17 protein-coding genes are annotated in these 16,558 nt (G+C 54.5%); 8 read left to right on the top strand and 9 right to left on the bottom strand.

Annotation, left to right across the window (positions count from 1 at the left end):
• From IPZ49_RS12225 to IPZ49_RS12210, 4 genes are all read right to left on the bottom strand, one after another.
• On the bottom strand, nucleotides 1-107 hold a 107-nt coding region (locus IPZ49_RS12225), incomplete at its 3' end, for a 4Fe-4S binding protein (RefSeq protein WP_168929095.1).
• A gap of 10 nt (nucleotides 108-117) precedes the next feature.
• On the bottom strand, nucleotides 118-2,496 hold the full coding sequence (ynfE, locus tag IPZ49_RS12220; RefSeq protein WP_237766686.1) for a selenate/tellurate reductase subunit YnfE: 2,379 nt from the start codon (nucleotides 2,494-2,496) through the stop codon (nucleotides 118-120).
• 190 nt (nucleotides 2,497-2,686) lie between these two features.
• Complete coding sequence (locus IPZ49_RS12215; RefSeq protein WP_006808860.1) at nucleotides 2,687-2,992, bottom strand: DUF1161 domain-containing protein; 306 nt, start codon at nucleotides 2,990-2,992, stop codon at nucleotides 2,687-2,689.
• 102 nt (nucleotides 2,993-3,094) lie between these two features.
• Entirely contained in the window at nucleotides 3,095-3,949 is an 855-nt protein-coding gene (locus IPZ49_RS12210) for a beta-1,4-mannosyl-glycoprotein beta-1,4-N-acetylglucosaminyltransferase (protein WP_023306114.1), read from the bottom strand.
• Nucleotides 3,950-4,141: 192 nt separating this feature from the next.
• Here IPZ49_RS12210 and IPZ49_RS12205 point away from each other — a divergent pair, with 192 nt between their 5' ends.
• Nucleotides 4,142-4,852, top strand: a complete 711-nt coding sequence (locus IPZ49_RS12205) for a YnfC family lipoprotein (protein WP_063145976.1) — start codon at nucleotides 4,142-4,144, stop codon at nucleotides 4,850-4,852.
• Here the strand turns inward: IPZ49_RS12205 and speG are convergent.
• Both speG and IPZ49_RS12195 read right to left on the bottom strand, forming a co-directional pair.
• The gene (gene speG, locus IPZ49_RS12200; protein ID WP_063145975.1) at nucleotides 4,827-5,429 is read right to left on the bottom strand and encodes a spermidine N1-acetyltransferase; all 603 of its coding nucleotides are present in this window, start codon (nucleotides 5,427-5,429) and stop codon (nucleotides 4,827-4,829) included. The two genes, IPZ49_RS12205 and speG, sit on opposite strands and share 26 nt — an antisense overlap.
• Nucleotides 5,429-5,767, bottom strand: coding sequence for a DUF1283 family protein (locus IPZ49_RS12195; RefSeq protein ID WP_023300007.1), 339 nt, complete (start codon nucleotides 5,765-5,767; stop codon nucleotides 5,429-5,431). Before IPZ49_RS12195 ends, speG begins: the two co-directional genes overlap by 1 nt.
• Nucleotides 5,768-5,917: 150 nt before the next feature.
• Here IPZ49_RS12195 and IPZ49_RS12190 point away from each other — a divergent pair, with 150 nt between their 5' ends.
• The 5 genes from IPZ49_RS12190 (at nucleotide 5,918) to IPZ49_RS12170 (ending at nucleotide 11,744) form a co-directional block, all read left to right on the top strand.
• On the top strand, nucleotides 5,918-6,244 hold the full coding sequence (locus IPZ49_RS12190; RefSeq protein ID WP_023300008.1) for a YnfA family protein: 327 nt from the start codon (nucleotides 5,918-5,920) through the stop codon (nucleotides 6,242-6,244).
• A gap of 111 nt (nucleotides 6,245-6,355) precedes the next feature.
• The gene (manD, locus tag IPZ49_RS12185) at nucleotides 6,356-7,570 is read left to right on the top strand and encodes a D-mannonate dehydratase ManD (protein WP_063145974.1); all 1,215 of its coding nucleotides are present in this window, start codon (nucleotides 6,356-6,358) and stop codon (nucleotides 7,568-7,570) included.
• Between the two features lie 14 nt (nucleotides 7,571-7,584).
• Nucleotides 7,585-8,604: a Zn-dependent oxidoreductase gene (locus IPZ49_RS12180; protein WP_063929038.1), complete on the top strand. Its 1,020-nt coding sequence runs from the start codon at nucleotides 7,585-7,587 to the stop codon at nucleotides 8,602-8,604.
• Nucleotides 8,605-8,677: 73 nt separating this feature from the next.
• Nucleotides 8,678-10,057, top strand: a complete 1,380-nt coding sequence (locus tag IPZ49_RS12175) for an MFS transporter (RefSeq protein WP_063145972.1) — start codon at nucleotides 8,678-8,680, stop codon at nucleotides 10,055-10,057.
• Between the two features lie 223 nt (nucleotides 10,058-10,280).
• Complete coding sequence (locus IPZ49_RS12170; protein ID WP_063145971.1) at nucleotides 10,281-11,744, top strand: mannitol dehydrogenase family protein; 1,464 nt, start codon at nucleotides 10,281-10,283, stop codon at nucleotides 11,742-11,744.
• Between the two features lie 44 nt (nucleotides 11,745-11,788).
• Here IPZ49_RS12170 and ydfZ read toward each other — a convergent pair whose 3' ends face one another.
• Nucleotides 11,789-11,992: a putative selenium delivery protein YdfZ gene (gene ydfZ, locus IPZ49_RS12165; protein ID WP_003857405.1), complete on the bottom strand. Its 204-nt coding sequence runs from the start codon at nucleotides 11,990-11,992 to the stop codon at nucleotides 11,789-11,791.
• 287 nt (nucleotides 11,993-12,279) lie between these two features.
• Between ydfZ and IPZ49_RS12160 the strand changes: the two genes are divergently transcribed.
• Nucleotides 12,280-12,711, top strand: a complete 432-nt coding sequence (locus tag IPZ49_RS12160) for a universal stress protein (protein ID WP_023300013.1) — start codon at nucleotides 12,280-12,282, stop codon at nucleotides 12,709-12,711.
• Between the two features lie 35 nt (nucleotides 12,712-12,746).
• Here IPZ49_RS12160 and IPZ49_RS12155 read toward each other — a convergent pair whose 3' ends face one another.
• Nucleotides 12,747-13,433 (bottom strand): GntR family transcriptional regulator, encoded by a 687-nt coding sequence (locus tag IPZ49_RS12155; protein ID WP_003857403.1) that lies wholly within the window; start codon nucleotides 13,431-13,433, stop codon nucleotides 12,747-12,749.
• A gap of 90 nt (nucleotides 13,434-13,523) precedes the next feature.
• Nucleotides 13,524-14,270: a bifunctional NADP-dependent 3-hydroxy acid dehydrogenase/3-hydroxypropionate dehydrogenase YdfG gene (ydfG, locus tag IPZ49_RS12150; protein ID WP_022647991.1), complete on the bottom strand. Its 747-nt coding sequence runs from the start codon at nucleotides 14,268-14,270 to the stop codon at nucleotides 13,524-13,526.
• Nucleotides 14,271-14,413: 143 nt separating this feature from the next.
• Between ydfG and dcp the strand changes: the two genes are divergently transcribed.
• Nucleotides 14,414-16,447 (top strand): peptidyl-dipeptidase Dcp, encoded by a 2,034-nt coding sequence (dcp, locus tag IPZ49_RS12145; protein ID WP_193762846.1) that lies wholly within the window; start codon nucleotides 14,414-14,416, stop codon nucleotides 16,445-16,447.
• The last annotated feature ends 111 nt before the right edge of the window (nucleotides 16,448-16,558 follow it).

Below are 16,558 nucleotides of genomic sequence, written 5' to 3'. Positions count from 1 at the left end.
AAGCTGACGTCCGGGGTCAGATCTTTGTAATCCTTGCAGGCCAGCTCGCAGGTTTTACACCCGGTGCAGCGGCTGGAATCAATAAAAAATCCATACTGGGTTGTCATCGGTTAATCCTTATGCCTTCTCGATCTGCACCAGGTTCGTGTGCTGCGGATTGCCTTTCGCCAGCGGTGACGGGCGGTGTGTGGTCAGGGTATTGATGCAGGAGCCGTGATCGACACGATCGCCGTTCATGTTGGCGTCATGCCAGGCGCCCTGGCCCATCGCGCTCACACCAGGCATGATGCGCGGGGTGACTTTGGCGGCAATGCGCACTTCGCCGCGATCGTTAAACACGCGCACCGTGTCACCGTTTTTAATGCCGCGCTTCTCGGCGTCTACAGGGTTAAGCCACACCTCCTGGCGACAGGCGGCCTGGAGCACATCCACGTTGCCGTAGCTGGAGTGGGTACGGGCTTTAAAGTGGAAACCGAACAGTTGCAGCGGGAATTTGCTGCGCTCGGGCGCGTCCCAGCCTTCAAAGGTTGAGGTATAGACCGGTAGCGGGGTGATGGTTTCGTCTTTTTGCAGTTCCCAGGTTGCCGCAATATCCGCCAGCTTGCTGGAGTAGATCTCGATTTTCCCCGACGGTGTTTTCAGCGGATTGGCATCCGGATCGTCACGGAATTTTTTATAGGCCACAAAATGTCCATTTGGATCTTTGCGCTTATAAATACCCATTTTTTTCAGCGCGTCGTAGGACGGCAGCAGCGGATCTTTGGCAACCATTTTGGCGTAAAGGTAGCGCAGCCACTGCTCCTGCGTACGGCCTTCGGTGAATTTCTGATAGACATCCGGTCCGAGACGTTTCGCTACTTCGCTCATGATCCAGTAGATGGGTTTGCGCTCAAACTTCGGGGCGGTTACCGGCTGGAGGAAAATCAGGTATCCCATGTTGCCGGCGTAATCGTTGGGGATGATATCTTCCTGCTCAACGGTCATCAGGTCCGGCAGGACAATATCGGCATACTTCGCGGACGAGGTCATGAAGTTGTCGATAACGACGATCGTTTCGCACTTACTCTCATCCTGCAAAATGTCGTGAGTTTTGTTGATATCAGAGTGCTGGTTGATGATGGTATTACCCGCATAGTTCCAGATGAACTTGATCGGCACATCCAGCTTATCCTTACCGCGTACACCGTCGCGCAGGGCGGTCATCTCCGGTCCACGCACGATGGCATCCGTCCAGCTGAAGCAGGAGATTTGCGTTTTCACAGGATTTTCCGGCAGCGGCATACGTTCGATGGTGATGGTGTAGGTCGATTCGCGCGCGCCGCTGTTGCCGCCGTTAATGCCGACGTTGCCGGTCAGGATCGGCAGCATGGCGATGGCGCGGGATGTCTGCTCGCCGTTGGCCTGACGCTGCGGGCCCCAACCCTGGCAAATGTAGGCCGGTTTTGCCGAACCGATTTCACGGGCCAGCTTAATGATGCGATCGGCAGGAATGCCTGTAATGCGCGACGCCCATTCCGGGGTTTTCGCGGTTTTGTCATCACCCTGGCCGAGAATATAGGCTTTGTAATGACCGTTAACAGGTGCGCCTTCCGGCAGGGTTTTTTCGTCATAACCTACGCAGTATTTATCGAGGAAGGGCTGATCGACGAGGTTTTCATTAATCAGCACCCACGCAATACCTGCCACCAGTGCGGCATCGGTGCCCGGACGAATCGGGATCCACTCGTCTTCGCGGCCTGCGGCGGTGTCGGTGTAGCGCGGATCGATAACGATCATTCGTGCGTTAGACCGTTCACGTGCCTGTTCAAGGTAGTAAGTGATCCCGCCGCCGCTCATGCGCGTTTCTGCCGGATTATTGCCGAACATCACCACCAGTTTGGTGTTTTCGATATCCGATGTACTGTTGCCGTCGTTGCTGCCGTAGGTGTAGGGCATTGCGCAGGCGATCTGCGCGGTGCTGTAGGTGCCGTAGTGGCTGAGGAAGCCGCCGTAGCAGTTCATCAGGCGTGCCACCAGCGAGGCGTAAGGGGAGGAGCGGGTGATATTGCCGCCGACAATTCCGGAGGAGTAGTTAATGTAGACCGCTTCGTTGCCGTATTTTTCGACCACGCTTTTCAGGCTCGCGGCGATGGTGTCCAGCGCTTCTTCCCAGGTGATACGTTCAAACTTGCCTTCTCCGCGTTTGCCCACGCGTTTCATCGGATAGTTCAGACGGTCTGGATGATTAATGCGACGGCGAATTGAACGGCCTCGCAGGCAGGCGCGAACCTGATGGTTGCCGTAAACATCCTCGCCGGTATTATCCGTTTCAACCCAATAGACTTCGTCATCGCGAACGTGCAGACGTAGCGCGCAGCGGCTACCGCAGTTTACCGAGCAGGCGCCCCAGACGACTTTATCTTCCGCTGGCTGAATAGCGGTCTGCACTGCGGCGGCGGCGCTTTTCAGACCAAAAGGCAATGCGATCCCACCGGCGGCAAGCGCCAGAGATCCTATGGCAGTAGATTAAACCAGAGTTCGACGGCTTATCCCGTCGTGATGTTCAACTTCGGACATAACTCACCCCATCATTGTTAATAATTATTTTCACCCGTGACTACAACCGGGCTAATGATGGGGGGAGTGTTACTTATTTAGAGGTATTAAATATTAATCCTCGTCAACTCAGGGGAATTAAGTGGGAAAATCATTGCGGCTCAGCGGGCGCATTCTCCTGCGTACCTGCACCGCTTACCGGGTAGTTTCCGCTACTGGTGCGAGTGTACAAAATTTTGAAAGTATCGTTGGCGCAATGCCCAACGACCTGCGCATCCGGCTGGTCGGCCTGATCGTTCGGCACGATGTTCAGGGTAAAGCCAGACTCCGGTACGCCGTTGTTGATAATCTTCTGCTGAATGTCGCTTTTCACGCGCTCGCAGGAGTCCGGGGCCGCAAGAATAGCAGGTGAAGCACTCATTAACAGCAGGGCGGTAATCCAGGGTAACCGTTTCATCTGTAGCTCCTTTTCACTGTGTAGACTGTAAGCATAGCAGGGTTAGGGTAAGCTTTTGTTTTTATGTCTCTCTTTCTGAATTGTCCTGGAGCCCCGCCTGCGTCATAAAATAAATTGCGAATAATGGTGCTGATTGTCTACCAGATAAGAAGGCAGGGTGCGTTTTGATACCTCTTGCCTGACCAGTTTTCGGTCTCGTCCCCAGATATCTTCGGCGTTGGTGATAACCTTCATAATATGTTCCGGGTTATTAAATTCCGGCAGATCGTATTCGGTATGAGAAATGGTAGACATTTTTTCGGAAATTCTTTCTGGGGTCATTACCCAGGAGAAATGCCAGCCGCCATCTTTCACAACCTTATTATTGATTTTTAGCCAGTTCCATTTAAACCATGACCAGTTTTTATCTTTGCGTGCACGCTTCCAGTTTCTGAAAGATTCAGGCTCACCGTGGAAGAAATGCTTAAGGTTGTAATAGGACGTCGCGCGGGGCAAGGTACATTTTCTCGGCGTACCATCCATGTTGTGAACCTGAAGATTAAACTGATAGTTGAACACGTTTTGATGAATAGTCGTGCAGAGCGCGCGTGGATTAATGGCCCTGACCGTCTCGGGAGAGAAAATTTCATCAACGTCTGACACCAGAATCAGATCGTCGTCTGCCGCGTCTTTTAACCCATTCATAATGGAGTTGCGAAGCGCTGCTTCATTTGCCCAGGCATCAACCTGGTTATTGTCAGCACTGTTTAAAATAGGCTGCGCGTCAAAAGGCACGTAAATAATTTTGTCTCTGAATTTGGCAAACTTCGTAATATCGAAATGTAATTCTCGCGGTATGCCCGTAAAAGAGTGTGTTGCTTCTACAATGACAAAACGGTCAACGACATCAGCGAGCGTATGTAATCTGATGTCGAGCAACATATCTTCGTCATAGTACAAAAAACAGTCGTAAATCATGATGTTAACCCGAAAATTTAAGAATCTAATTTTATAATAATGTGGAATTTTCCGCGCCCAAAGTAGCCACTTTGGCAGGTCTCGTCAATGCAAATGACGGATTTATACAGCGTAAAGAGTCAAATGAAGTGCTGTTATGTAAGTTGCTGTATTTGCTAATATGATTGTATCTCTCTCTGAACGGTAAATGATGTGAATAAATACGCAGCGATAACGCTACTGGCAACGGTACTGGTGGGATGTGACAACAACACCGCGCCGCTGTCATTTACGCCGGAGATGGCGAGCTTTTCGAACGAGTTTGACTTTGACCCTCTGCGCGGGCCGGTGAAAGATTTTACCCAGACGCTGTTGAACGATAAGGGTGAAGTCTCTAAACGCGTGACCGGAACGATGTCGTCGGAGGGGTGTTTCGATACCCTTGAACTGCACGATCTGGAGGCTAACACGGGCGTTGCGCTGGTGCTGGATGCTAACTACTACGTCGATGCGGAAACCCAGCAGCAGAAGGTGAAGTTGCAGGGAAAATGTCAGCTGGCGGAACTGCCGTCTGCCGGCCTGACGTGGGACACCGACGATAACGGGTTTGTGGTTGCCGCGCACAGCAAAGAGATGGAAGTGAAGTACCAGTATGATACCGACGGCTACCCGCTCGGTAAAACCACGGTCTCCGGCGACCAGCGATTATCGGTCAAATCGATGCCGTCGAAAGATCTGCGTAAGCGCATGGATTATACGGCGGTAAGCCTGTTGAACGATAAACCGATGGGCAATGTAAAGCAGAGTTGCGATTACGATCGCTACAACAACCCGGTGAGCTGTGAGCTGGTTATCGTCGATGACAGCGTTAGACCTACCATTGAGCGCAAGTACACCATCAAAAACAGCATTGAATATTATTAAGAATAAAACCGCGCAGGTTACTGCGCGGTGGGTTTAAGCAGGTTGGCGAGGAGGATTTATGCCCGGCCAGATGCTGATGCTGGAAAATGCACATGCGGATGGTGTTACGGTATTCGCCATTAATAAAGAACTCATGGATCAGTTCACCTTCCACCATAAAGCCGAGCTTACGGTAGATATGAATCGCTTTTTCGTTCTCTTTATCGACGATAAGGTAAAGCTTGTAGAGATTCAGGACGTTAAACCCATAATCCATCGCCAGCTTTGCCGCCCGCGACGCAAGACCTTTCCCCTGGTGCTCCGGTGAAATAATGATCTGAAATTCCGCCCGACGGTGAACATGGTTGATCTCAACCAGCTCAACCAGCCCGGCTTTCTCACCTTCGCACTCCACCACAAACCGGCGTTCACTCTGATCGTGGATATGCTTATCGTAGAGATCGGACAGCTCGACGAAGGCCTCGTAAGGCTCTTCAAACCAGTAGCGCATCACGCTGGCATTGTTGTCGAGCTGGTGGACAAAGCGTAAATCTTCGCGCTCCAGCGGACGGAGCTTAACGTCACACGGCGTCGACATTACGGTGCTACCGTGCGGCCAGTGCGACGATCCAGACAGCGCAGGGTGTTAGGCTCCCAGTAAGCGTTGACGTTGGCACTTTGCTGGCATTTGTCGCGGGCATCAAACGCGACGTCTTCTTTATCCCACTCTTTTTCCACGCGCTTATTCACTTTCTGACGCAGGCTGCGGGTGTCATTCCATTGTTCTTTGTCCATGGCGGCGTTCTGGCGGCTTTGCGCGCTGTCACCAGACTCAATGATGAGTTTGCTGGTTTCGGCTGATGCCGTTGCGGCAAAGGCGAACGAGGACAGCGCCAGTGCGGCTGTCAGACAAAGGCGTTTGCTTAATGTAGTCATAGCGTTTCCTTTAAACGGGTGCAGACAATCGGATTACCCCCTTGGATTCTACACCAATCCGAAAGGGTGTCATACCCGCGCGGCAGGTATGGGAACGATGAGAGCATTATCGCGTATGATGTCTAAATCAATCCTCACGAAACGAGAAAAATGTTCAAAACGACGCTGCTTTTTTTCGCGACCGCGCTGTGTGAAATCATCGGATGCTTTTTGCCGTGGCTCTGGCTAAAGCGGGGCGCTTCCGCGCTGCTGCTGATCCCGGCGGGTGTGTCCCTGGTCCTTTTCGTCTGGCTGCTCACCCTGCATCCGGCCGCCAGCGGGCGGGTTTATGCGGCCTACGGAGGGGTGTACGTCTGTACTGCGCTGCTGTGGCTGCGCTTTGTCGATGGCATCAGGCTAAGCCTGTATGACTGGGCAGGCGCGCTGGTTGCCCTGTGCGGCATGTTGATCATCGTGGCTGGCTGGGGACGCGCATAGTCGTCCTCATAGTGTGATCGCCCGCCGATTTTTCGATCGTTATACTCGTATGGTAGTAGTGTAGTTGCGTAAATTTCCTGCATCACAACGAGCGATGTAAGGAAATGGATTATGAAGATTGTCGGGGCTGAAGTATTTGTCACCTGCCCGGGGCGTAACTTTGTCACCCTTAAAATCACCAGCGATGAGGGCATTGTCGGCCTGGGTGATGCCACGCTTAACGGACGTGAACTTTCCGTTGCCTCCTACCTGAAAGATCACCTGTGCCCTCAGCTGATTGGCCGCGATGCGCACCGCATCGAAGATATCTGGCAATTCTTCTATAAAGGCGCGTACTGGCGTCGTGGCCCGGTCACCATGTCAGCGATTTCTGCCGTGGATATGGCGCTGTGGGACATCAAAGCGAAAGCCGCGAACATGCCGCTCTATCAACTTCTGGGCGGAGCCTCCCGGGAAGGGGTGATGGTTTATTGTCATACCACCGGGCACACCATTGACGACGTACTGGAAGATTATGCCCGTCATAAAGAGATGGGCTTCAAGGCTATTCGCGTGCAGTGCGGCGTGCCGGGGATGAAAACCACCTATGGTATGTCTAAAGGAAAAGGGCTGGCGTATGAGCCTGCAACCAAGGGCGACTGGCCGGACGAGCAGCTTTGGTCCACCGAGAAATACCTCGACTTTACGCCGAAACTGTTCGACGCAGTGCGCAGTCAGTTCGGCTTCAACGAACATCTCCTTCACGACATGCACCACCGTCTGACGCCCATCGAAGCGGCGCGATTCGGCAAAAGCATTGAAGAGTACCGCCTGTTCTGGATGGAAGACCCGACTCCCGCTGAAAACCAGGAGTGTTTCCGCCTGATCCGCCAGCACACCGTCACGCCCATTGCGGTGGGGGAAGTGTTCAACAGCATCTGGGACTGCAAGCAGCTGATTGAAGAGCAGCTCATTGACTATATTCGCGCCACCATAACCCATGCGGGCGGCATTACCGGGATGCGTCGCATTGCTGACTTTGCCTCACTCTACCAGGTGCGCACCGGCTCACACGGCCCGTCGGATCTGTCGCCGATTTGCCACGCCGCGGCGCTGCATTTTGACCTGTGGGTACCGAACTTTGGCGTGCAGGAGTATATGGGGTATTCAGAGCAGATGCTGGAAGTGTTCCCGCACAGCTGGCGCTTCGATAACGGCTATATGCACCCGGGCGACAAGCCAGGGCTGGGCATTGAGTTTGATGAGAAGCTGGCAGCGAAATACCCGTACGAACCGGCCTGTCTGCCGGTGGCCCGTCTGGAAGACGGCACCCTCTGGAACTGGTAAACGAGGAGCGAATAATGAAAAGCGTAGTGATCCAACAGCCGAATGCGCTGGTGATTGAGGAGCGTCCTCTCCCGTTGCCGGGCGCAGGCGACGTCCGCGTCAGAATTAAGCTCGCCGGTATCTGCGGTTCAGACAGCCATATCTATCGCGGGCATAACCCGTTTGCGAAATACCCGCGGGTAATCGGTCACGAGTTCTTTGGCGAAATAGACGCGGTTGGCGAAGGTGTGGAGAGCACCCGACTGGGCCAGCGCGTGTCTGTGGATCCGGTGATCAGCTGCGGGCACTGCTACCCGTGTTCCGTCGGAAAACCGAACGTTTGTACCTCGCTGGTGGTGCTGGGCGTCCACCGTGACGGCGGCTTCAGCGAATACGCCGTCGTGCCGGCGAAAAATGCCTGGCACATTCCGGATGCGATCCCTGACAAACACGCGGTGATGGTTGAGCCCTTCACCATTGCCGCCAACGTGACAGGGCAGGCGAAACCTACCGAAGAGGACGTGGCGCTGATCTACGGCGCAGGCCCGATGGGGCTGGTCACCGTGCAGGCGCTAAAGGGCGTTTACAAGGTGAAGCAGGTCATTGTGGTGGATCGCATTGATGAGCGGCTGGGGATGGCGCAACGCAGCGGCGCAGACTGGGTCTCCAACAACAGCGAGCACTCGTTACAGGCCGCGCTGGATGAAAAAGGCATCAAGCCGACGTTAATCATCGATGCTGCCTGTCATCCGTCCATTTTGCAGGAAGCGATTACGCTGGCGTCTCCGGCGGCGCGCATCGTGCTGATGGGCTTCTCCAGCGACCCGAGTCAGATCGTGCAGCAGGGGATCACCGGCAAAGAGCTGTCGATCTTCTCTTCGCGCCTGAATGCCAACAAATTCCCGGTGGTCATTGACTGGCTGGAAAAAGGGCTGATCGACCCTGAAAAACTGGTCACCCATACATTTGACTATCACCACGTTACAGACGCCATCGAACTGTTTGAAAAAGACCAGCGGCAGTGCTGCAAAGTCTTGCTCACGTTCGACCAATAATAATTCACGCGGTTAAGAGCCTGCGAAGACAGGCTCTCAGTGGTACGCATCTTACCTTGCAGAGATAGCCATTATGACTCAAGCACAACCTCAAAGAAGTACGTCAGACCTGGTGAAAGCCGCCGTATCCGGCTGGCTGGGCACCGCCCTGGAGTTTATGGATTTTCAGCTTTACTCCCTTGGCGCCGCGCTGGTATTCCATGAAATTTTCTTCCCTGAACAATCCGCGGCCATGGCGCTGATCCTGGCGATGGGGACCTATGGGGCAGGCTACATCGCGCGTATCGTCGGGGCATTTATCTTCGGCAGAATGGGAGACAGAATTGGCCGCAAAAAGGTGCTGTTTATCACCATCACCATGATGGGGATCTGCACCACCTTAATCGGCGTCCTGCCAACCTACGCGCAGATCGGGATTTTCGCACCGGTGCTGCTGGTGACGCTGCGTATTATTCAGGGGCTGGGCGCGGGGGCAGAAATCTCCGGCGCAGGTACCATGCTGGCGGAGTACGCGCCGAAGGGTAAACGCGGCATCATCTCCTCGCTGGTGGCCATGGGAACCAACTGCGGGACGCTGAGCGCCACGGCGATCTGGGCCGTGATGTTCTTTGCCCTCGATCGTGAAGAACTTATTGCCTGGGGCTGGCGCGTGCCGTTCCTCGCCAGCGTGGTGGTGATGATCTTCGCCATCTGGCTGCGTATGAACCTTAAAGAGAGCCCGGTGTTTGAGAAGGTTAACGACGCTGAAACCATTGCGCCGGTTGCTGCGCAGGATACCTCATTAGGTGCGATGTTTAAGAGCAAATCGTTCTGGCTGGCGACGGGGCTGCGCTTTGGTCAGGCCGGCAACTCAGGTTTGATTCAGACTTTCCTTGCCGGATATCTGGTGCAGACGCTGTTGTTTGATAAGGCGATCCCAACCGATGCGCTGATGATCAGTTCGATTCTCGGCTTCCTCTCCATCCCGCTGCTGGGCTGGCTGTCCGATAAAGTGGGGCGCCGTCTGCCGTATATCCTCTTTAACATTTCAGCCATTATTCTGGCTTACCCGATGCTGTCGATTATCGTCGATAAGAGTTACGCGCCGGGCGTGATTATGCTCTCTATCATCGTTATTCATAACTTTGCGGTGCTCGGGCTGTTCGCGCTGGAAAATATCACCATGGCAGAGATGTTTGGTTCGCGGAACCGCTTTACCCGCATGGCTATTTCGAAAGAGGCGGGCGGGCTGGTAGCTGTAGGGTTTGGTCCGGTGCTGGCGGGGATCTTCTGCAACATGACCGGGTCCTGGTGGCCGATTGTGGTGATGCTGGTGGCGTACTCGCTGATTGGGCTGGTCTCCGCGTTGCTGATGCCGGAAGTGCGCGACCGCGATTTGAGTGAAGCCGAAGATGCTGCGGAGGCTCCTCATAAGGAATCGGTAGCCTACGGCGCGCTCTCTTCACGCCGCTAGTGGTTTACATCTTGCGCTACCTGTCACACAACTTTTTACCGATGTCACACCACATGGCGAAAAGTTAATGTAAATCAAGATCTGAAAATGATGTATCAGTATGGTTAATGGCAGCGTTTTTTGACTCCGACTGCCATTCTAGATGGTGTAGTCAGCAGGCGCTGCCGCTCTTAAAAGGAAGCGGCAGTGGATCACAGCTTTCATTAATTAACGAGTCTCAATCATGGAAAACCGGTTATTACAGGCGAAGGCAACGCATCCTCAATACGATCGCGACAGCCTCAAGGCACGCATTGTTCATTTAGGGTTTGGCGCGTTTCACCGTGCGCACCAGGCTGTGTACACCGATATACTCGCCGCAGAACAGGGCAGCGACTGGGGTTACTGCGAAGTTAACCTGATTGGCGGCGAACAGCAGATCGCCGATCTGAAGGCACAGGATAACCTTTATACCGTGGCAGAGATGTCTGCCGATGCGTGGACGGCGCGCGTGGTCGGCGTCGTCAAAAACGCGCTGCATGCGCAGATCGACGGGCTGGAAACCGTGCTGGCGGCGCTGTGCGAGCCGCAGGTCGCCATTGTTTCCCTGACCATCACCGAGAAAGGATATTGCCACTCCCCGGCAACCGGACAACTGATGTTCGATCATTCGTTAATCGTTGCAGACCTGCAAAACCCGCATCAGCCTAAATCTGCGCCGGGCGTGGTGGTTGAGGCGCTGGCGCGTCGCAAGGCGGCGGGGCTACCGGCATTCAGCGTGATGTCATGCGATAACATGCCGGAGAACGGCCACGTGATGCGCAATGTGACCTGTGCCTACGCGCGCGCCGTAGACGGCGAACTGGCGGAGTGGATCGAAGCGAACGTCACCTTCCCGTCAACGATGGTGGACCGCATTGTGCCCGCCGTCACGGCTGATACGCTTGATAAAATCGAACAACTGACTGGCGTACGCGATCCGGCAGGTGTCGCCTGCGAGCCGTTCCGCCAGTGGGTGGTGGAAGATAATTTTGTTGCCGGACGTCCCCAGTGGGAAAAGGCCGGTGCGGAGCTGGTTTCTGATGTCATTCCGTTTGAAGAGATGAAGCTGCGAATGCTTAACGGCAGCCACTCGTTCCTGGCCTATCTCGGCTATCTGGCCGGTTATCAGCACATTAACGACTGCATGGAAGATGAACATTATCGCGCAGCCGCGCATGCGCTGATGCTGATAGAGCAGGCGCCGACGTTGAAAGTGCGGGGCGTGGATTTGGGTCGTTATGCCGACCAGCTGATTGCGCGTTACAGCAATCCGGCCCTGCGTCACCGCACCTGGCAAATCGCCATGGACGGTAGCCAGAAATTGCCGCAGCGCATGCTCGATTCCGTGCGCTGGCACCTTGTCCACCAGAAACCCTTCCCGCTGCTGGCCCTCGGCGTGGCGGGCTGGATGCGTTATGTCGGCGGTGTGGATGAGCAGGGTAACGCGATTGAGGTGAGCGATCCGCAGCTGGCGGTGATTCAGGCGGCGGTAAACGGTAGCGCTGAAGGTGAAAGCCGCGTTAGCGCGCTGTTGGGCATTGAGGCTATTTTCGGTAACGAGCTGCCGAAGGACACGGTATTCGTGGCTGCCGTCATGCAGGCCTATCAAACGTTGCTGCAAAAAGGCGCGAAGGCCACGGTTGCTGAGTACGCAGCCCGGCTTTAACGCTTTGACATGCCGCCGTTCGCGGCGGCATGTCGGGGCACAGCTTAGTGCATCCCCAGGCGAATCAGCTCAATCGGTTCGAACTTACCTTCGCATCCTTCCACTTCAACCGTTTTACCACGACGCACCTGCTCGGCATTAAGGCCGTCGCTGTGGATCGCTTTAATCACGCCAAACTGACCTGTGCCGCTAATCATGACGCGGCTGCCAGTGGTGATTGCATTTCGGTTACGGTCGTATGTCATCATGGTATTTTCTCCTCTCGCACTTATCCGTTACGGCGCTAATTCAACGGCTGCCGTTCACGGGGCACTATTAATACGCCTCTCTTAAACGAAATTATTTGCTTTTGATCAAGCTCACACTTTTTTCTTATTTCCTGATGGCGTTGACGGTTCAGGACACCGCTTTACAAAGCGGACAGTTATTTTCCTTAATTGATAGTTTCCAGACGCAAGTGTTTAGGCTTTGTTTATATCCACAATGCCATTCTGGAGGCAGAAAATAACCCTTCATCGGAAAAGGAGTCAGGCTTATGTATAAGAAAATTTTGATGCCTGTTGACGTGTTTGAAATGGATCTAAGCGATAAAGCGGTACGCCACGCGGTCAACCTCGCGAAATCGGAAGGCGCGACGATCACCCTGGTCAACATTCTCCCTAACAGCAGCCGTTCGTTACTGCGGGGGTTCAATGCCGATATTAAGAAGTTCGAAGAGTATATGACCGCCGAGTCGGATAAGAAGATGAAGGCACTGAAACGGCTCTTTGATATGTCCCCAGAAAATATTGATTGTGAAGTACGTTTCGGCAACGTACGCGATGAAATCATCCAGCTCAGCAAAGAGGGGAAATATGACGTTATTGTTATTGGATCAAGAAACCCGAGCATGACAACACATCTGCTGGGCTCGAATGCTGAAACTATCCTGCGCTACGCCACTATTCCGGTATTAGTGGTCCGCTAATCACTTCGCCGCAACCGAAAGGGGGCGGCGAGGTTTTATTCTTCGCTGAACCACTCGCGGTTTTCCTGACGAATTAACTGAACTGACTCGCTAATTTCCTGAAGGTGAAGCGTCATCGCTTTATCTACGGCTTCCACGTCGCGTTTTTCCAGTGCGCTGAAAATATCGTGATGCTGGCGCAGCAACATCTCTGGCGGAGAAACATGGTCGAGGCTCATGTAGCGCACGCGGTCGATGGTAGCTTTGATGTTTTCGACGGTATCCCACGCGAGCTGGCACTCGGCGATCTGCGCCAGTTTCTGGTGAAATTCGTCGTCCAGCTGGAAAAAGTCGTTTAACTGTTTGCGGTCGATGGCAATGCGTTGCTGATGCAGGTTTTGCTCCAGCAGGTAGCACTGGTTATCGTTGATGAGCGACGCGGCGCGACGCACAACGGCGCACTCAATGGCCTGGCGAACAAAACAGCCATTCCGTACCTGCGAAAGCGAAATTTTATTTACATAGCTGCCGCGCTGAGGGCGGATCTGGATAAGGCCGTTTTCTGCGAGCTTAATAAACGCCTCGCGCACGGGCTGACGGGAAACGTCAAAACGTACCGAAACCTCTTTTTCTGAGAGTGGCGTTCCCGGTGGGATCAGGCAGCGAACGATATCACGGCGTAAGATGCGATAAATTTGCTGATTTACAGGCTGGGTAGGATTAAGTTGCGATTCAGCGGCCATGGGTTGTGATTTCTCAGAGAGTTAACCTGAACATACTACCATTCTTTTAACCGTCATCACATACCCGGCCCGCAGGCCGGGAAGGGTGAATTACCCGCGATGCACGCTGAGTCCGGCATAGGTCTGGCTGACGGGCATCATCTCAACCGTGTTGATGTTGACATGCTTCGGCAGCGTCGCGACCCACCAGACGGTTTCGGTGATATCTTCCGGCGTTAGCGCATTCGCATTTTCATAGGTTTTATCCGCTTTCGCGTCGTCACCCTTGAAGCGCACGTTGGAGAATTCCGTTCCACCGACCAGACCCGGCTCAACATCGGTCACGCGGATCGCGGTACCGTGCAGGTCGGTGCGCAGGTTCAGGCTGAACTGGCGTACAAAGGCCTTGGTTGCGCCATAGACGTTGCCGCCCGCGTAAGGCCAGCTGCCTGCGGTGGAACCGATATTAATGATATGACCACGATTACGTTCAACCATGCCCGGCAGCACGGCGCGGGTCATGTACACCAGGCCTTTGTTGTTGGTGTCGATCATGTTCTCCCAGTCTTCCACGCTGGCTTTGTGGGCAGGCTCCATGCCCAGCGCCAGGCCAGCGTTATTGACCAGCACGTCGATTTCACGCCATTCGGCAGGCAGGTTGGCAATCATCTCTTCAATGGCGGCGCGGTTGCGCACGTCCAGCTGTGCGGTCAGGATGCTGTCGCCCAGCTCGTCTTTCAGCTCCTGGAGACGCTCCTGACGACGACCCGTTGCAATCACCTTATGTCCGTTGGCGACGAAGCGACGCGTGATGCTTTCACCAAAACCTGCTGTCGCCCCGGTAACTAATATAATCATCTCACTGTTCCTCAACGCTTTTTGTGTTGTACTACCATAGCACGCACTCGGGCACATCGTTAAGGCAACATTTGTATGACGCCATTGCAGGCCGGAGCAGGCTGGCCTACTCTGGTGAGAAATACCGTGCTCAGGAGTAAACGATGTCGGTCAACAACCCTTTCTTTGACGTTAGCCTGCTGCCTTATCAGGCTCCGCGTTTTGATGTGATAGAAGACAGCCACTATCGCCCGGCGTTTGATGAAGCAATGCGCCTCAAGCGTGCAGATATTGACGCGATTATCGCGCAGAGCGCCGTGCCGGACTTCAACAACACCGTGCTGGCGCTGGAAAAGAGCGGGGCCATGCTGTCGCGCGTCAGCAGCGTGTTCTTCGCCATGACGTCCGCACACACCAACGATTATCTTCAGGCACTGGACGAGCAGTTCTCCACCGAACTGGCCGGGCTGGCGAACGATATCTGGCTAAACGATACGCTTTTCGCTCGCGTGGAAGCCGTCTGGCAGGATCGCGACACGCTGGATGCCGAATCCCGCCGGCTGACGGAGGAGACGTATCAGCACTTTGTTCTTGCGGGCGCGCGTCTGAACGCCGATGAAAAAGCCGAGCTGAAATCTCTGAATACCGAAGCCGCCACCCTGACCAGCCAGTTCAACCAGCGCCTGCTGGCTGCGAACAAGGCGGGAGGGCTGGTGGTGGATGATGTTCACCAGCTTGACGGACTCAGTGCGGAGGAGATGGCTGCCGCGGCTCATGCTGCCGCAGAAAAAGGGCTGACGGATCGCTGGCTGATCCCGCTTCTGAATACCACGCAACAGCCCGCGCTGGCGGCGCTGTCTTTGCGCGAGACCCGTAAAAAGCTGTTTAGCGCGGGCTGGGAACGCACTCAAAAAGGCGACGAAAACGATACGCGCGACCTGATCCGTCGGCTTACCGCGTTGCGGGCAAGACAGGCGCAGCTGCTCGGCTTTGACAACTATGCCAGCTGGAGCATTGCCGATCAGATGGCGAAAACGCCGGATGCCGCGCTCGAATTCATGCGCGGGATAGTTCCTGCGGCGCGCAGCAGGGCCGCGCTGGAGCAGGCGGATATTCAGAAGGTCATTGACGACGAGCAGCGCGGTTTTACGGTGCAGGCCTGGGACTGGGCGTTTTATGCCGAACGCGTGCGTTCAGCGAAATACGCGCTGGATGAGTCGCAGATCAAACCCTATTTCGCGCTCAATACCGTGCTGGAAGATGGCGTATTCTGGACCGCCACGCAGCTGTTCGGTATCCGCTTTGTCGAGCGTTTCGATATTCCGGTTTATCACCCGGACGTTCGCGTGTGGGAGATTTTCGACCACACGGGTGAAGGCATGGCGTTGTTCTACGGCGGCTTTTTCGCGCGTGATTCCAAAGCGGGCGGGGCGTGGATGGGGAATTTTGTTGAGCAGTCTTACGAGTTTGCCGCGCGTCCGGTGATTTATAACGTCTACAACTATCAAAAACCAGCGAACGGGCAGACCGCGCTGATCTCCTGGGATGATGTGATTACCCTGTTCCACGAGTTTGGCCATACGCTGCATGGCCTGTTTGCCAGCCAGCGCTATGCCACGCTTTCAGGCACCAACACGCCACGTGATTTCGTTGAATTCCCGTCGCAGATCAATGAACACTGGGCCAGCCATCCGCAGGTGTTTGCGCACTTTGCCCGCCATTATCAAACCGGCGAGCCGATGCCGGATGCGCTGCGGGAAAAAATGCTCAATGCGACCCAGTTTAATAAGGGTTATGACATGACGGAACTGCTGAGCGCCGCGCTGCTGGATATGAACTGGCACGGCATTCATGAGCCCATTGAAGACGTGGAAGCCTTTGAAGCCGCCGCGTTGAAAAAAGAAGGGCTGGATCTTCCAGCCGTACCGCCGCGCTATCGCAGCAGCTATTTTGCCCATATCTTCGGCGGCGGCTACGCGGCGGGCTATTACGCCTATCTCTGGACGCAGATGCTGGCGGACGATGGCTACCAGTGGTTTGTCGAGCAGGGTGGTTTGACGCGCGAAAACGGACAGACATTCCGCGAGGCGATTTTGTCGCGCGGCAACAGCACTGATTTAGCTGAACTTTACCGGAACTGGCGCGGGCACGATCCGAGGATCGAACCGATGCTGGAGAATCGTGGATTGAGTGTTTAAGGGCTTTTTAGTGTGGAAACAGAACCGGGCGCGATGCCCGGTTTTTTGTTCGATTTTTTCTTCCCCGAAACTCCTCCAAATTCCTCCCCAAAATGAATCCTTAAATTCTGC

The organism is Enterobacter cloacae complex sp. S2 (genome assembly GCF_015159675.1).
Taxonomy (GTDB): Bacteria; Pseudomonadota; Gammaproteobacteria; order Enterobacterales; family Enterobacteriaceae; genus Enterobacter; species Enterobacter intestinihominis.
Note: the sequence above shows the minus strand (reverse complement) of the source record. Positions and strands in the feature narration are given on the sequence as shown.

Bases quoted from the DNA above. Each gene is read 5' to 3' on its own strand.
- IPZ49_RS12170 (WP_063145971.1), top strand. From the start codon at position 10,281: ATGGAAAACCGGTTATTACAGGCGAAGGCAACGCATCCTCAATACGAT.
- speG (WP_063145975.1), bottom strand. From the start codon at position 5,429: ATGTCGACGCCGTGTGACGTTAAGCTCCGTCCGCTGGAGCGCGAAGAT.
- IPZ49_RS12160 (WP_023300013.1), top strand. From the start codon at position 12,280: ATGTATAAGAAAATTTTGATGCCTGTTGACGTGTTTGAAATGGATCTA.
- IPZ49_RS12155 (WP_003857403.1), bottom strand. From the start codon at position 13,433: ATGGCCGCTGAATCGCAACTTAATCCTACCCAGCCTGTAAATCAGCAA.
- IPZ49_RS12175 (WP_063145972.1), top strand. From the start codon at position 8,678: ATGACTCAAGCACAACCTCAAAGAAGTACGTCAGACCTGGTGAAAGCC.
- IPZ49_RS12215 (WP_006808860.1), bottom strand. From the start codon at position 2,992: ATGAAACGGTTACCCTGGATTACCGCCCTGCTGTTAATGAGTGCTTCA.
- dcp (WP_193762846.1), top strand. From the start codon at position 14,414: ATGTCGGTCAACAACCCTTTCTTTGACGTTAGCCTGCTGCCTTATCAG.
- IPZ49_RS12190 (WP_023300008.1), top strand. From the start codon at position 5,918: ATGTTCAAAACGACGCTGCTTTTTTTCGCGACCGCGCTGTGTGAAATC.
- ydfG (WP_022647991.1), bottom strand. From the start codon at position 14,270: ATGATTATATTAGTTACCGGGGCGACAGCAGGTTTTGGTGAAAGCATC.
- ydfZ (WP_003857405.1), bottom strand. From the start codon at position 11,992: ATGATGACATACGACCGTAACCGAAATGCAATCACCACTGGCAGCCGC.
- manD (WP_063145974.1), top strand. From the start codon at position 6,356: ATGAAGATTGTCGGGGCTGAAGTATTTGTCACCTGCCCGGGGCGTAAC.
- IPZ49_RS12180 (WP_063929038.1), top strand. From the start codon at position 7,585: ATGAAAAGCGTAGTGATCCAACAGCCGAATGCGCTGGTGATTGAGGAG.
- IPZ49_RS12195 (WP_023300007.1), bottom strand. From the start codon at position 5,767: ATGACTACATTAAGCAAACGCCTTTGTCTGACAGCCGCACTGGCGCTG.
- IPZ49_RS12210 (WP_023306114.1), bottom strand. From the start codon at position 3,949: ATGATTTACGACTGTTTTTTGTACTATGACGAAGATATGTTGCTCGAC.